This window comes from Staphylococcus sp. SUC_1.2, assembly GCF_026222585.1.
In genome coordinates this window covers 1-15,352 of the sequence record NZ_JANJPM010000023.1, presented here as the reverse complement: position 1 = coordinate 15,352, position 15,352 = coordinate 1, and the positions used below count along the sequence as shown (strand labels likewise).

Below are 15,352 nucleotides of genomic sequence, written 5' to 3'. Positions count from 1 at the left end.
AGTATATACATGCCCTATGCCTGTGAAACAGGTATGGGGTTTTTTTAGAGGTGATAAATTGAGTGAATTTATGAAATATGCAATTCAATTAGCACAAATGGTGAAGGGACAAACTGGAGTTAATCCTCCTGTTGGCTCAGTTGTTGTGAAGGATGGGCGTATTGTGGGATTAGGTGCACATTTAAAGCAAGGAGAGAAACATGCGGAAGTTCAGGCTTTAGATATGGCACAAGATAAAGCAAAAGGCGGCACCATTTATATTTCTCTTGAACCCTGTACACATTATGGGTCAACACCACCTTGTGTGAATAAAATTATTGAACATGGGCTTAGTAAAGTGATTTATGCTGTAAAAGATACGACGTTATCTTCTGAGGGAGATATCATTCTTGAAAAGGCAGGTATTGAAGTTGAATATCAATATTCAGAAGAAGCTTTTGCTTTGTATGAAGATTTCTTCAAAGCAAAACAACATAAAATCCCTGAAATTACAGTAAAAGTCTCGACTTCGTTAGATGGTAAACAAGCGACTGATAGTGGACAAAGTCAGTGGATTACGAATAAAGCTGTAAAACAAGATGTATATCGTTTAAGACATACTCATGATGCAGTATTAACTGGTAATGGAACGCTTGAAGCGGATAATCCACAATATACAACACGTATTCAAGATGGTAAACATCCAATAAGAATCATACTATCTAAGCGAGGTCAAATTGATTATTCAAAACAGATATTTCACGATCAATTAAGTGAAATTTGGATTTATACTGAAAATCATGAACTAAAAAGTCCAAGTCATCATATAAAAATAATATATTTAGAAACATGTAATTTAAAATCTATTTTAACTGATATATATCAAAGAGGTGTTGGCAGATTATTAGTAGAAGCTGGACCTCATATAACTTCAGAATTTCTCCAATCTAATTATTTAGACCATCTTATTATTTATTATGCCCCGAAAATAATAGGCGGTATTGGAAAAAATCAATTTTATCAAACTGATAATGTCATTGATTTAGCTAATGCGGCACAATTTGAAGTGATTTCTACCGAGTCTATTCAACAAAATATTAAAATGACATTGCGAAAGAAGTGAAGATAAATGTTTACAGGTATCGTTGAAGAAATAGGTACTGTAAAGCGTATTCGCACTCAACAATCCGTAAGGACATTAGATATTTCATGTCAAAAAATTATAGAAGATATGCATATTGGTGATTCTATAAGCGTAAATGGTGCGTGTTTAACAGTCATTGATTTTAAACAAAATCAATTTTCTGTCCAAGTGATTAAAGGTACTGAAAATAAAACCTATTTAGCTAATATTAAAGAAAATGATGAAGTCAATCTTGAACGTGCAATGTCAGGTAGTGGACGTTTCGGAGGACATTTTGTATTAGGTCATGTAGATGCAAAAGGAACAATTATAAATATCAGAGAAACGCCTAATTCACGCATTGTATCTATTAAGGCATCGGACTCGGTCATCAACCAAATGGTTAAGCAAGGTTCTATTACTGTTGATGGCGTAAGTTTAACAATTTTTGACTTGCATCAACATAGTTTTGATATCCATCTTATTCCTGAAACAAGACGTTCAACGATTCTTTCTAATAAAAAAATGGGCGATGAAGTTCATCTTGAAACAGATGTATTATTTAAATATGTTGAAAGTATAGTTGGTAAAAATAAATCTGATTTATCAGTTGATAAATTAAAAGCATATGGTTTTTAGGAGGGGCTTAAATGAAATTCGATAGCATTGAAGAAGCGTTAGAAGCATTAAGAAATGGCGATAGTATTATTGTAGTAGATGATGAAGATCGTGAAAATGAAGGTGACTTAATTGCAGTCACTCAATGGATGAAAGATGATACCATTAATTATATGGCCAAAGAAGCGCGTGGATTAATTTGTGCTCCTATAAGTTCACAGATTGCTGAACGTCTAAATCTTAAAACTATGGTTGATGGTAATACAGATGAATACGGTACAAATTTCACTGTAAGTATCGATCATATCTCTACTACTACAGGAATTAGTGCATTTGATCGTACAGCAACAGCGAAAGCGTTAATTAATCCTGATTCTAAACCAGAAAGTTTCCATAAACCAGGACATTTATTTCCTTTAGTGTCTAAAGAAAAAGGTGTATTAGTTAGACCAGGACATACGGAGGCTGCTGTAGATTTAGCTAAATTAACTGGTGCTGCACCTGCTGGAGTTATATGTGAGATAATGAATGACGATGGTACGATGGCAAAAGGTAATGAATTACAACAATTTAAAGAGCGTCATCAATTAAAAATGATTACAATTGAAAGTTTAATTAATTATCGTCGCAAACAAGAAAGCGAAGGTATTGAACTTAAAGCAACTGTAAAAATGCCAACGGATATTGGTGATTTTAAAATGTATGGTTTTCAATCTCAATATACACATGAAGATATTGTTGTACTTGGCAAAGGAGAACCACGTACAACTGAAAATGTAAGACTACATTCTGCTTGTTTAACAGGTGATATTTTCCACAGTCAACGATGTGATTGTGGCGCTCAATTAGAAGCATCAATGAAATATATAAATGATCATGGTGGATTAATTATTTATTTACCACAAGAGGGTAGAGGCATTGGTTTAATGAATAAACTAAAAGCTTATGAATTAATTGAGCAAGGACATGATACGGTTACTGCAAACTTAGCATTAGGTTTTGATGAAGACTTAAGAGATTATCATATAGCTGCTCAAATTCTTAAATATTTTAATGTTCAACAAGTTAATTTATTAAGTAATAATCCTAAGAAATTTGAAGGCTTGGAAGATTATGGTATAAAAGTTGCAGATCGTACAGAAATTATTGTGCCAGAAACGGAACATAATCATCATTATATGGAAACAAAAAAATTGAAAATGGGACATCTTATTTAGGAGGAATTTAGAATGAATTTTGAAGGTAAATTAGTCGGTACAAATTTAAAAGTTGCAATAGTAGTGAGTAGATTTAATGATTTTATTACCAATCGTTTATTAGATGGAGCGAAAGATACATTAGTAAGACATGGTGTAGATGAAGATAACATTGATGTTGCGTATGTACCAGGTGCATTTGAAATTCCACTTGTTGCTAAAAAATTAGCGCAAAAAAATGATTATGATGCAGTGATTACTTTAGGTTGTGTCATTAGAGGTGCAACATCTCATTATGACTATGTTTGTAATGAAGTTGCTAAAGGCGTATCAAAAGCAAATGATGTTACGAATACACCAGTTATTTTCGGTGTTTTAACAACTGAAAGTATTGAACAAGCAGTTGAAAGAGCGGGTACGAAAGCAGGTAATAAAGGTGCAGAAGCGGCAGTAAGTGCAATTGAAATGGCAAACTTACTTAAACAGTTTTAATTAATGTAGAGCGTCTCGATAATTTTAAGGATTATCGAGACGCTCTGTATTTCAACGTTTTAGTAATTTCACAATACTAGATACTAATGTAAGTGTTCCTAAAGCTAGTCCACTAACTAAGCCAATTTTTTTTAGTGCTTCTGTTGAAATAAATTCTTGATAGGCAAGGGAAAGATTTTGAGGTCTCTCAGCCAGGCGACGCATGAAATAAGCAAACCAGTCATTGCCATATGGAACATAAACGGTAAAGTGATATCCTTGTCTAGCAATCTCTTCTGCTAATTCATTACGAAAACCATACAACATTTGAAATTCAAAAGTGCTTTTTTCAATATGATGATCTTTGACAAATTGTTTAACATGGTTAATGATTTTATCATCATGTGTTGCAATTGACGTAAAGTTTTTGGCATTAAGTAAACGTTTTTCAATAATATTTATATAATTTTTATCTATATCTTTTTTACTTTGATAAGCAATCGTATCCTTTTCTTTATAAGCGCCTTTGACCAGTCTTAATCGTAATTCTGGGTACTTATCAATTAATTTCTCTGCATCATAAAGGTATCCTTGAATAACTGTACCGACATTTCTAAATTCTCCTTTTAACCTGTCTAAAATCTGTAATGTTTGTGATAAGCTGTTATATTTTTCCATATCAATATTAATATGCATATTATCATAGGTATTAGCCTTTAATAAAATGTCTCTTAAATTTTGATAGGCTAACTCAGTATCAAATTCACCGCCTAATGAACTCACTTTCACCGACATATGTGCACTCACTTGATATTTATTAATAGCTTCCATTATCTCAAGAATTTCATTTTTAGCTTGAGTCGCTGCTGCTTTAGTATTAACAAATTCTCCAAGATTATCTACAGTAACATCAATATGTTTAGCGTTTAAACGTTCAATCGTATCAATGAGTTGTTCTATAGTATTACCCGCAACAACTCTATTAGCCCCCATGGTAGGTCCGATTTTTTTAGCCATTTCATTTAAATATGTAATATTTGATAATGTTATGAAAAAATCTCTGAATAAAGACATATCTATTCCTCCATCCCACTCGTATCTATCTCTATAACAAGTTTAGCATGAATACATCGTTTAAGAAAGCGTTTACATTTAGGAGGTAAAATACGTTTAAATTCATTAGTCATAAATTAAGAGAATCTATATACTGTTTAACAACAATTAAAGGTATAATTTGATATAATACATTTGATAAACATTCAATTAGAGAGGATTCAAAAATATGTGGAAGTGGGAAACAGAACATGACGCTAAAGGCGTAATCATCATAGTACATAATATGTTAGAACATACTGGTAGATATGCGTATGTGATTACGATGTTGAGACGTAATGGTTATCACGTAATTATGGGTGATTTACCTGGACAAGGTCAAACTTCACGAGCTAACAGAGGTCAACTACAACGTTTTGAAATTTACCATGAACAGTTAGTTGAATGGATAAAAATTGCAAACGAATATAAATTACCAACATTTGTTATGGGTGTTGGATTAGGTGGTTTAATTATTCTCAATTTACTTGAAAAGACTGAACTACCTATTGAGGGCATATTACTACTCTCTCCAATGCTTGAATTTAAGAAAAATTATAAAACACGAAAAAATATGTTTATATCTAATATTGGAAAGAGCTCAAAAGGTACACAATTTAAATTAGGAATAGATTATGAAGATTTAACTCGTAATTCAGAAGTGATTAATGAGACAAATCATGACGGATTGATGTTAAAGAAAGTATCTTACAAATGGTTTAACATTATTAATGAAACGATGAAAGACACATCACAACATATTAAAGATATCAAACCGTTACCCACTTTATTAATGTATGGTACCGAAGATAAAATTTTAGAAACATCTTCAATAGATATTTTAAAACAACAATTTCTTGCAGATGAATTTTATTTTAAAGCGTGGAAAGGGTTTTATCATGAGATTCACAATGAACCTGAACGAGATCAAGTCATGAGATATATATTAACTTTCTTGAATAATAGCGTAAATACAATGGGATTTATTGTACAAGAAGAAGATATTGAGGAAGTATAAGATAATCTTTAAAAATCTATAAAGAATAGCTCGTAGAAGACAGATATCTACGAGCCTATTCTATATCAAAATTATGGTTATAATATTATAAATGAGCTAAAATTACAATATAAGTAGAATTATAACTATCAATTACTTTTTATAAATTGTATGAATTTAGTATTAGAATTATAATATAAATATTGATTTAAAAAATATAGTTGATATATTATTAAAAAATACCAAATCGTATAAACTTAATAATAAATTGAATTATAGTTATTATACATAATATGAGAGATCAAGGGGAATGAATTATGAAATTACAAAAAAAAGAAACGGTATCTATGGTATTGAAATTAGAGAAATTATTGAAGGATATAGATTCTATATTTAGAATTATTTATGAGAAGTATCATTTAAATAAAGAAGAAGTACTTATTTTATTAACGTTATGGGAAAAGGGGCCTATGACATTAAAAGAGATGGATCAATACGTTAATATCAAGTCATATAAACGAACAAGAACGTATAATAATTTAGTTCAATCTGATTGGGTTTACAAAGAGCGTCCAATTGACGACGAACGTACGGTTATTATCCATTTTAATGAAGAAAAAAATAAATATAGAAATGAATTATTAGATTTTATTACTACTATTATTAAAAGAAAATATGAATCTTTAGAAAATAGTTTGAATTCATTGATGAGCGTTTAATATAAAAAAACCCGTAAATTAAAACTACGATTTGATGTTTTAATTTATGGGTTTTAAAATTTAACGTTTTTCAATCGCACATATAAAAGGTGCATGATTAACTTGATTGATAAATTGATATTTTAATATGTGTGCTTTACTTTGATCAAAGTTTTCAAGATATTTTAATAATTCATCTCTTTCGATTTGTCCTTCCTCATGTCCATGATAAATCACTAGTACAATAATACCTTCTGTACTTAATAGTTTAAAAATACTTTCAATAGCTTGAATAGTGGTTTCAGGTTTAGTAACAATGGATTTATCACCTTTAGGCAGATATCCCAAATTGAAAATAGCTGCATCCACGTTTCCGATGATATCACTTGGTATATCATTTAAGATATTTTCATGTCCATCATGTATCAATGTAACATGTTTAAAAGGTGCTATTTTTTCTTTTGTATGTTCAATAGCTTCTTTTTGTATATCGAAACCAAACACTTTGCCATTTGGAACCTGTTCAGCTAAAAATAGGGTATCATGGCCGTTACCACAGGTAGCATCAATAACAATACTATCTTCTTGAATATGTTGCTTAATAAGTGTTTTAGCAAAAGGAAGAATGCGTTCTAATTTCATGAATTCACCTTAGTATTAGATGTGTAAAACTTACCTTGATAAGATTCACGACGTGCTAATTCATCATCTATTTCATTGAGAACTTCCCACTTGTTAACACTCCACATTGGTCCTACCATTAAATCAATCGGTCCATCTCCAGTAATACGATGAATAATCATGTCTGACGGAAGGATTTCAAGTTGATCACACACTAAGTTTGTATAATCTTCTTGCGTCATAAATTCAAGCATACCTTTTTCGTATTGTTTAACCATTGGTGTACCTTTAAGTAAATGTAATAAATGGATTTTAATACCTTGAACATCCATTTGTGCCACTTCTCGTGCTGTTTCCATCATCATATGATAATCTTCACCTGGTAAGCCATTAATGATGTGTGTACATACGTTAATATTATGTTTACGCAATTTAGCTACACCTTCGTAATACGTTTGCATATCGTGAGCACGATTAATTAAATCAGAGGTCTTTTGATGAACTGTTTGAAGACCAAGTTCCACCCATAAATAAGTACGTTGATTTAGTTCAGCTAAGTATTCAACCACATCATCTGGCAGACAATCTGGACGTGTAGCGATAGATAAACCAATAACTCCTTCTTCTTTTAACACAGGTTCATATTTTTCTTTTAAAACTTCTACAGGTGCATGGGTATTAGTAAATGCTTGGAAGTAAGCAATATATTTACCTTCACTCCATTTTTCATGCATTCGTTCTTTAATTTGTTGGAATTGTACTTCAATTGGATCGGCTCTATTTCCTGCAAAGTCACCACTACCAGCTGCTGAACAAAATGTACAACCGCCATGTGCGACAGTACCATCTCTATTTGGACAGTCAAATCCGCCATCTAGAGCAACTTTAAAAATTTTCTGTCCGAATTTATTTTTTAAATGGTAATTCCATGTATGATATCGTTTATTTTCAAAGGCATACGGGAAATACTTACCCATAACACATTATCCTTTCTATCTAACTTAGTTCTAAGTAAAGATTTTAACATATTTTAATGTTATAGTGTTTATTATAGTTCGATAAAAATATAAAGAGAGGACTTAAAAATTATGAATATACCTAGATCAGTATGGTGGCTAGTTATAGGAATGGCATTAAATATAACTGGCTCTAGCTTTTTATGGCCTTTAAATACGATTTATATGAAAGAAGAATTAGGAAAAAGCTTGACAGTTTCTGGGATTGTTCTAATGATTAATTCTTTTGGAATGGTAGTTGGTAACTTACTAGGTGGAACGTTGTTCGATAAGTTAGGTGGTTATAGAACAATCATGATAGGTACTATTACTTGTTTGCTTAGTACAACATTACTTAATTTCTTTCATGGATGGCCGTGGTATGCAGTTTGGTTAGTGCTACTTGGTTTTGGTGGGGGAATGATTGTTCCAGCAATCTATGCAATGGCTGGTGCCGTTTGGCCTAATGGTGGCAGAACAACTTTTAATGCTATTTACTTAGCTCAAAACATAGGTGTTGCTACCGGAGCTGCAATGGGAGGATTCGTTGCTGAATTTAGCTTTAATTTTATCTTCTTAGCTAATTTAATCATGTACGTATTATTTGGAATTGTAGCCTTTACGCAATTTAATTTAGAATACCATGCTAAAGTGAAATCACCAGATAGTCTAGATATCCAAAGTAAAGAAAATAAAAAACGTTTTATAGCTTTAATACTATTATGTGCCATGTTTAGTATTTGTTGGATTGGATACATTCAATGGGAAACAACAATAGCTTCATTTACGCAACAAATTAATATTTCAATGTCTCAATATAGTGTATTATGGACAGTAAATGGAATTATGATTTTAGTTGCACAACCATTAATTAGACCAGTCATTCGTTTGTTAAAAGGAAACTTAAAATATCAAATGTTTGTTGGTATTTTAATTTTTATGTTGTCATTCTTTGTTACAAGTTTTGCAGAACAATTTACTGTTTTCTTAATAGGAATGATTATTCTTACTTTTGGTGAAATGTTTGTATGGCCTGCAGTACCAACGATTGCCAATTATTTAGCACCGCAAGGTAAGCAAGGTCAATATCAGGGTGTAGTAAATTCTGCATCAACTGTAGGGAAAGCATTTGGTCCTCTAATCGGGGGTATATTGGTAGATACATTCAATATGAGTGCAATGTTCATAGGAATGATCATTCTTTTATTAATTGGAATGTTTTTCTTATCTATTTTTGATAAGGGTCTACCAAAACATTCACAACATGAAAATCGTTGAAAGACAACTTGAAATTAAACATATAAAATATGCTGAACCACTTGCAATTAGGTTACGAATCTCATAATATTAAACTGTATTGGAGTAGTAACTTAAATACTTTTCTAAAGAGAGCTAGTGGTGGTGCAAACTAGCGTTAAGAATTAAGTGAACTTACCGTTAATTAATCGAATTTAAAACATCTCTTACTATTATAAAGTGCACATGTAAAATGTGAATGAGGGTGGTACCGCGGCTAAAGAAAGTCGTCCCTGTCAAAAGTAATAGTTTGAGGTGTTTTATTTTTATTAGGAGGAAAATACTTTGGGTTATAATCACAAAGAGATTGAACAGAAATGGCAAAATTATTGGGCTGAGAATAAAACATTCAAAGCAAGCGATAATTTAGGCCAAAAAAAATTCTATGCATTAGATATGTTTCCATATCCATCTGGTGCGGGATTACACGTAGGACATCCAGAAGGATATACTGCAACGGATATTATTTCTCGTTATAAACGTATGCAAGGATATAATGTATTACATCCAATGGGGTGGGATGCCTTTGGATTACCCGCTGAGCAGTACGCGTTAGATACAGGAAATGATCCTAGAGAATTTACTAAAAAGAATGTTCAAACATTTAAACGTCAAATTCAAGAACTAGGTTTTAGTTATGACTGGGATCGAGAAGTTAATACTACAGATCCTGAATATTATAAATGGACGCAATGGATTTTTATTCAGCTTTATAATAAAGGACTCGCATATGTAGATGAGGTTGCAGTAAACTGGTGTCCAGCACTTGGTACAGTGTTATCAAATGAAGAGGTTGTAGATGGTGTATCAGAACGTGGAGGTCATCCTGTATATAGACGTCCGATGAAACAATGGGTATTAAAAATTACAGAATATGCCGATCGTTTATTAGAAGATTTAGATGAATTAGATTGGCCTGAATCAATTAAAGATATGCAAAGAAACTGGATTGGTCGTTCTGAAGGTGCACGTGTGTCATTTAATGTTGAAAATACTAATGACACTATTGATGTGTTTACAACACGTCCAGATACTATCTACGGTACAACATTCTTAGTACTTAGTCCTGAACATGCGTTAGTGAATGAAATGACTACTGATGACAAAAAAGAAGTGGTTAAACAGTATCAAGAAGAAGCATCAAAAAAATCAGACTTAGAGCGTACTGATTTAGCAAAAGATAAATCAGGTGTGTTTACTGGGGCGTATGCTATTAACCCATTATCAGGTAAAAAACTTCCAATTTGGATTGCTGATTATGTATTATCGACTTATGGTACGGGTGCAGTTATGGCAGTACCAGGACATGATGAGCGCGACCATGAATTTGCTAAGAAATTTGATTTACCTATCATTGAAGTCATCGAGGGCGGAAATGTTCAAGAAGAAGCATATAACGGAGAAGGAGCACATATCAATTCTGGCGAACTAGATGGGCTAGATAATAAAGAAGCAATTTCTAAAGCAATTACTTTACTCGAAGCCAAAGGTGCTGGCGAGAAAAAAGTGAATTACAAATTACGTGACTGGTTATTTAGTAGACAACGTTATTGGGGAGAACCAATTCCAGTGATTCATTGGGAAGATGGTACGATGACAACTGTGCCTGAAGAAGAACTTCCATTATTACTTCCTGAAACTGACCAAATCAAACCATCTGGTACGGGTGAATCACCATTAGCCAATATTGATGACTTTGTAAATGTTGTTGATGAAAAAACAGGCATGAAAGGTCGTCGCGAAACAAATACTATGCCACAATGGGCTGGTAGTTGTTGGTATTATTTACGATATATTGATCCACATAATGAGAATATGTTAGCAGATCCAGAGAAATTAAAACATTGGTTGCCGGTAGACTTATATATTGGTGGAGTAGAACATGCGGTACTTCACTTACTGTATTCAAGATTCTGGCATAAAGTATTATATGATTTAGGTGTAGTTCCTACGAAAGAACCATTCCAAAAATTATTCAACCAAGGTATGATTCTCGGTGAAGGCAACGAAAAAATGAGTAAATCTAAAGGTAATGTTGTTAATCCTGATGATATCGTAGCATCACATGGTGCAGATACATTACGCCTATATGAAATGTTTATGGGACCATTAGATGCAGCTATAGCATGGAGTGAAAATGGGTTAGATGGCTCTAGACGTTTCTTAGATCGTGTATGGAGATTATTCATTAATGAAGATGGGTCATTATCTAATAAAATTGTTGAAAATAACGATAATTCATTAGATAAAGTTTATAATCAAACGGTTAAAAAAGTGACTGAAGACTTTGATACTCTTAACTTTAATACGGCAATTAGTCAATTAATGGTATTTATCAATGATTGTTATAAAGCGAATCACATTTACAAACCTTATGTAGAAGGATTTGTTAAAATGTTAGCACCAATTGCCCCTCACATTAGTGAAGAGTTATGGCAACGTTTAGGCAATCAAGAAACTATTACGTATCAACCTTGGCCTACGTATAATGAATCATTACTTGTAGATGATGAGATTGAAATTGTAGTGCAAGTTAATGGTAAAGTAAGAGCGAAAATCAATATTCCTAAAGACTTATCTAAAGAAGATATGCAAGAGTTAGCATTACAAAATGAAAATGTTAAACTATCTATAGAAGGTAAAGAGATTAAAAAAGTTATCGCTGTACCTCAAAAATTAGTGAATATCGTTGCAAAATAATGGAAGAGGAGTTTTAAAATGGAAACAATTACAGTAGATCAATTAAAAGAGAAAATACTAGGATCTAATCCAGTAAATATTATCGATGTGCGAACAGATGAAGAAACTGCAATGGGGACAATTCCTGGTGCTAAAACTATTCCAATGGATCAAATTGCTGATAACTTAAATCAATTTAATAAAAATGAAACGTACTACATCGTTTGTGCTGCAGGTGTTCGTAGTGAAAAAGTAGCGAACTACCTTGAAAATGAAGGTATTCATGCAGTTAATGTTGAAGGTGGCATGCAAGCATGGGGTGATGAAGGTATTGAAATAGACAGTATATAATGATTTATAGATATTTAAACAATAATACAGAAAAACAGCGAAGTTATGATTCTTCGCTGTTTTTTATAATTTAACTTATTTTTAATATTTTTATATTATTTAGTTGTAGTACTTTTAATTTTATTATGATATTATATTTAAGTGTGAATATAATATTATGTAAGTGAGAGTAACAACTATAGCATACATAAAACATTTTCATTATAACAATTGACATCAAGAGAGAACATCAAGGAGGAAACATAATGAATCTTTTTAAAAAACAGACATTTAGTATTCGTAAATTTAGTGTGGGGACATTTTCAACGCTAATTGCTACATTAGTGTTTTTATCACATCCTGGTCATGCAGCAACTCATGATGCAGAAACAAATACAAGTGCGCCACAAACGAATGAAAGTGCGACGATTAATAAACAAAATACTAATATTGAACAACCACATAATGAAACAACGTCAGCAAATACATCTAATTCAAATGAAAATAATCGAAATAATGAAAGTAATACTTCAAGTGATTATTCAATTAACCGTGAACGTGAAGAAGGTACAGTGAATAATGTAATTAATAGCACTGAAAATAATACAAATCATAATGAGAAAGTAACAACTAATGACGTAGTTAGTAATGAAAATAATCATGAAACTACAAACGTTAATCAACCACATAGAAGAGGGAAACGTTCAGTAGATAACACTCCTAGTACTACAAATACAGATCCGATGGCTGTAAATGAACAAAATACTGGTCAAATCATTAATGGGACATTTACAGATAATTCACAGGGTGCGACGATACCGACTAAGAATTTAGAGTCTGCAATGAATGAAGCAAATACTGTACCGGGTTGGCATGTAAATAGTAATGATCAAACCATCATTCCATTAATTTGGGGTCCTAAATCGTTGCCCGCATACAATCCTTATATATTCGATAAAACCAATAATAAAATTGGTGTAGTACTATCAAAATATAATGGTAACTTTAATCAAGTTCCAGGTATAGCTGATCCTACAGTAGGATCAATTTACCAAGATGTTGATGTTACTCCTGGATCAGAAATCCAATTACATTATATTTCTAGTAGTATGAATAATATATGGGGGGTTAATGGTGCAAGAGTGTATATTTACGATGCGAATAATCCTTCTACACTTTTATATAAAGGAACTCCGGATATATTACAGAACCCAATTGGTAACTTTGTAGGTGTATTTCAAGTGCCAGAAACAGTCTCACGATTAAGATTAAGATTTGAATCGGCATTAAATCGTAGTACTGATTCTACTAATGGACATAGACTCCTTACTGGTCCTAATAACTTTGGAGGCGGAGTGTTAGCTGATGTTACCATTAATAGTGGCGCATATTTAACTGCGACAGTAAATAATACACACTACTTTGCACAATCTGGATCCATAAATGCTGATCGAGTTTATCAAGAAATAGGGTTTAGAATTGAAAATAGAGGACATTCTAGTTCAAATAAAACAGAATATACGATTGTTTTACCAGAAGATGTGACATATGTATCTACAAAAAATGCTACTGGAAAATTTAATGCAGCAACTAAAGAGTTAACAGTTAAAATAGATCGACTTGAAGCAGGAGCAAGTAAAAATATTTCTATAGGATTATCCTTACCAACTGATCGACCAATTGAAAAAGAATTCTTAGGACATTTGACTTATGTTACAGATGGTATAAATATGAATAGGTTAAGTGATTCTAAAGATTTTGGACGTAATAATGGCGATCATTATACAAGATACGGTGTGCATAATGAATTTGTAAGTGTTGATTCTGCTATGCGACAAGGAGATATTGTATTAGATAAACAAACTATTACAGTTAAAATGTATAAGCAACATTTGAGAGACAAAGTAACAGAAATTGAGGATGATTTAGCCAATCTTGATCAAAACGATAATTCACCAGAAGTATGGGAAGCAATGCAAGTGGTACTTAGAAAAGCTAAAGAAGTATTAGCTGAAACAGATGAGATGCCTATAAGTGAATTGAAAGATCAAGCAACGATTAATAGTATCGATTTAAATTTAGATAAAGCACATGCTAAATTATCATTAGACAAAGTTGCAAGAACTAAAAGAGCGCTCTTTATGGGTAACGATACAGCTACAATTGAAGAAAAAAATGCTGTGATTGAGCAAGTGAATCAAGCACTACAATCTAGTTATACAACTGTTGATCAATCAATGACTTCAAATGATGTAGCAACAAATAAAGACACTGGAATTAATGAAATTACAATGATTGATCTTACTCCAACAGTAAAGCAAGCAGCAATTGATGAATTAACTGAAAGAGCAAATGCTAAAAAAGTAGAGTTTGATAATAATCCTGATGCAACAGTAGAAGAAAAAGAAGCTGCAAAAGCAACGATTGATAATTTAGTGTCAGAGGCTACAACAAATATTATGAATGAAACTACAAATAATGGTGTAGCTCAACAAAAAACAAGTAGCATAGATAGTGTGAATGCTGCTACTATAACCCCAACTGTTCGAAGTAACGCTAGAACTGCAATAGATAATATAGCATCTGCAAGAAAAGTTGAAATAGATAAGGATAATAATGCAACTTTAGAAGAAAAAAATGCAGCCAAAACTGAGATAGACAATTTGGTAGCTAGAGCAAAAGCAGATATTAACAGTCTAAATCACAATAATGAAATTGAAATATTAAAAGAAAACAAAGTAAACGAGATATCACAAGTAGAAGCGCATCCAGTAAAGAAAAATGCTGCTGCACAAGCAATTGATCAAGCCGCTATAGCTAAAAAACAAGAAATTGATTTAATAGAAGATGCGACTATAGAAGAAAAAGAAGTCGCAAAGGTAAAAGTAGATAAAATAGTAACCGAAGCTAAAAATAACATTAATCAAGCAACTACTAATTCAAGTGTAGATGATGCACAAAATGAAGGAATAACTGCAATTAATGCAGTTATTCCAGAAGTGGTTAAAAAATCAGATGCAAGAGATACAATCGATGAGGTAGCCCGAATTAAAAAAGCAGCAATTGATCAAACACCTGATGCAACAGTAGAAGAAAAAGAGGCAGCAATAGCGAAAATAGATCAAGAGGTTACTAAGGCTAAGGAACAAATTCATCAAGCACTAAAAAATGAAAATGTAGATACTGCTAAAACAAATGGTACGAATTTTATTAATGCAATCCAACCAGAAATTACGAAAAAAATAAAAGCAAGAGAG

Annotated in this window: 13 protein-coding genes and 1 other annotated feature; of the genes, 10 read left to right on the top strand and 3 right to left on the bottom strand. The window is 32.1% G+C overall.

Features of this window, described 5'->3' with window-relative positions; all coding sequences use genetic code 11:
• Nucleotides 1–58: 58 nt before the first annotated feature.
• From ribD to ribE (NR218_RS08740), 4 genes are read left to right on the top strand one after another with little or no spacing between them, the layout of a single operon-like run.
• Nucleotides 59–1,102, top strand: coding sequence for a bifunctional diaminohydroxyphosphoribosylaminopyrimidine deaminase/5-amino-6-(5-phosphoribosylamino)uracil reductase RibD (gene ribD, locus NR218_RS08755; RefSeq protein WP_049379363.1), 1,044 nt, complete (start codon nt 59–61; stop codon nt 1,100–1,102).
• 6 nt (nt 1,103–1,108) lie between these two features.
• Nucleotides 1,109–1,741 (top strand): riboflavin synthase, encoded by a 633-nt coding sequence (gene ribE, locus NR218_RS08750; RefSeq protein WP_049379362.1) that lies wholly within the window; start codon nt 1,109–1,111, stop codon nt 1,739–1,741.
• An 11-nt stretch (nt 1,742–1,752) separates the two neighbouring features.
• Entirely contained in the window at nt 1,753–2,937 is a 1,185-nt protein-coding gene (locus NR218_RS08745; RefSeq protein ID WP_017176358.1) for a bifunctional 3,4-dihydroxy-2-butanone-4-phosphate synthase/GTP cyclohydrolase II, read from the top strand.
• Between the two features lie 12 nt (nt 2,938–2,949).
• Entirely contained in the window at nt 2,950–3,408 is a 459-nt protein-coding gene (gene ribE, locus NR218_RS08740) for a 6,7-dimethyl-8-ribityllumazine synthase (RefSeq protein ID WP_002455177.1), read from the top strand.
• A gap of 51 nt (nt 3,409–3,459) precedes the next feature.
• Here the strand turns inward: ribE (NR218_RS08740) and NR218_RS08735 are convergent, their stop codons facing one another.
• Nucleotides 3,460–4,461 (bottom strand): proline dehydrogenase family protein, encoded by a 1,002-nt coding sequence (locus tag NR218_RS08735; protein ID WP_048761780.1) that lies wholly within the window; start codon nt 4,459–4,461, stop codon nt 3,460–3,462.
• Between the two features lie 208 nt (nt 4,462–4,669).
• Between NR218_RS08735 and NR218_RS08730 the strand changes: the two genes are divergently transcribed.
• Together NR218_RS08730 and NR218_RS08725 are read left to right on the top strand one after the other, a co-directional pair.
• Nucleotides 4,670–5,497 (top strand): alpha/beta fold hydrolase, encoded by an 828-nt coding sequence (locus tag NR218_RS08730; protein ID WP_017176356.1) that lies wholly within the window; start codon nt 4,670–4,672, stop codon nt 5,495–5,497.
• Nucleotides 5,498–5,793: 296 nt separating this feature from the next.
• Complete coding sequence (locus NR218_RS08725; protein WP_002449620.1) at nt 5,794–6,195, top strand: transcriptional regulator, SarA/Rot family; 402 nt, start codon at nt 5,794–5,796, stop codon at nt 6,193–6,195.
• A gap of 60 nt (nt 6,196–6,255) precedes the next feature.
• Here the strand turns inward: NR218_RS08725 and NR218_RS08720 are convergent, their stop codons facing one another.
• Both NR218_RS08720 and NR218_RS08715 read right to left on the bottom strand, forming a co-directional pair.
• Nucleotides 6,256–6,816 (bottom strand): class I SAM-dependent methyltransferase, encoded by a 561-nt coding sequence (locus NR218_RS08720; protein ID WP_048680716.1) that lies wholly within the window; start codon nt 6,814–6,816, stop codon nt 6,256–6,258.
• Complete coding sequence (locus tag NR218_RS08715) at nt 6,813–7,772, bottom strand: TIGR01212 family radical SAM protein (protein WP_070718063.1); 960 nt, start codon at nt 7,770–7,772, stop codon at nt 6,813–6,815. Before NR218_RS08715 ends, NR218_RS08720 begins: the two co-directional genes overlap by 4 nt.
• A gap of 111 nt (nt 7,773–7,883) precedes the next feature.
• Here NR218_RS08715 and NR218_RS08710 point away from each other — a divergent pair, with 111 nt between their 5' ends.
• The 4 genes from NR218_RS08710 to NR218_RS08695 all read left to right on the top strand — a co-directional run.
• Nucleotides 7,884–9,068, top strand: coding sequence for an MDR family MFS transporter (locus NR218_RS08710; RefSeq protein WP_025987199.1), 1,185 nt, complete (start codon nt 7,884–7,886; stop codon nt 9,066–9,068).
• Between the two features lie 65 nt (nt 9,069–9,133).
• Nucleotides 9,134–9,324, top strand: a binding site (T-box leader).
• Nucleotides 9,325–9,371: 47 nt separating this feature from the next.
• Nucleotides 9,372–11,786 carry a leucine--tRNA ligase gene (gene leuS, locus NR218_RS08705; protein ID WP_265883325.1) on the top strand — a complete coding sequence of 805 codons (2,415 nt, stop codon included), beginning with the start codon at nt 9,372–9,374 and terminating at the stop codon, nt 11,784–11,786.
• Between the two features lie 18 nt (nt 11,787–11,804).
• The gene (locus tag NR218_RS08700) at nt 11,805–12,116 is read left to right on the top strand and encodes a rhodanese-like domain-containing protein (RefSeq protein WP_017176351.1); all 312 of its coding nucleotides are present in this window, start codon (nt 11,805–11,807) and stop codon (nt 12,114–12,116) included.
• A 245-nt stretch (nt 12,117–12,361) separates the two neighbouring features.
• Nucleotides 12,362–15,352, top strand: a 2,991-nt coding sequence (locus NR218_RS08695; protein WP_265883324.1) for a SasC/FmtB family protein, incomplete at its 3' end; no start/stop codon positions are given.

Coding starts and splice junctions, on each gene's coding strand:
- ribE (WP_049379362.1), top strand. CDS start 1,109: ATGTTTACAGGTATCGTTGAAGAAATAGGTACTGTAAAGCGTATTCGC.
- NR218_RS08745 (WP_017176358.1), top strand. CDS start 1,753: ATGAAATTCGATAGCATTGAAGAAGCGTTAGAAGCATTAAGAAATGGC.
- ribE (WP_002455177.1), top strand. CDS start 2,950: ATGAATTTTGAAGGTAAATTAGTCGGTACAAATTTAAAAGTTGCAATA.
- NR218_RS08735 (WP_048761780.1), bottom strand. CDS start 4,461: ATGTCTTTATTCAGAGATTTTTTCATAACATTATCAAATATTACATAT.
- NR218_RS08730 (WP_017176356.1), top strand. CDS start 4,670: ATGTGGAAGTGGGAAACAGAACATGACGCTAAAGGCGTAATCATCATA.
- NR218_RS08725 (WP_002449620.1), top strand. CDS start 5,794: ATGAAATTACAAAAAAAAGAAACGGTATCTATGGTATTGAAATTAGAG.
- NR218_RS08720 (WP_048680716.1), bottom strand. CDS start 6,816: ATGAAATTAGAACGCATTCTTCCTTTTGCTAAAACACTTATTAAGCAA.
- NR218_RS08715 (WP_070718063.1), bottom strand. CDS start 7,772: ATGGGTAAGTATTTCCCGTATGCCTTTGAAAATAAACGATATCATACA.
- NR218_RS08710 (WP_025987199.1), top strand. CDS start 7,884: ATGAATATACCTAGATCAGTATGGTGGCTAGTTATAGGAATGGCATTA.
- NR218_RS08700 (WP_017176351.1), top strand. CDS start 11,805: ATGGAAACAATTACAGTAGATCAATTAAAAGAGAAAATACTAGGATCT.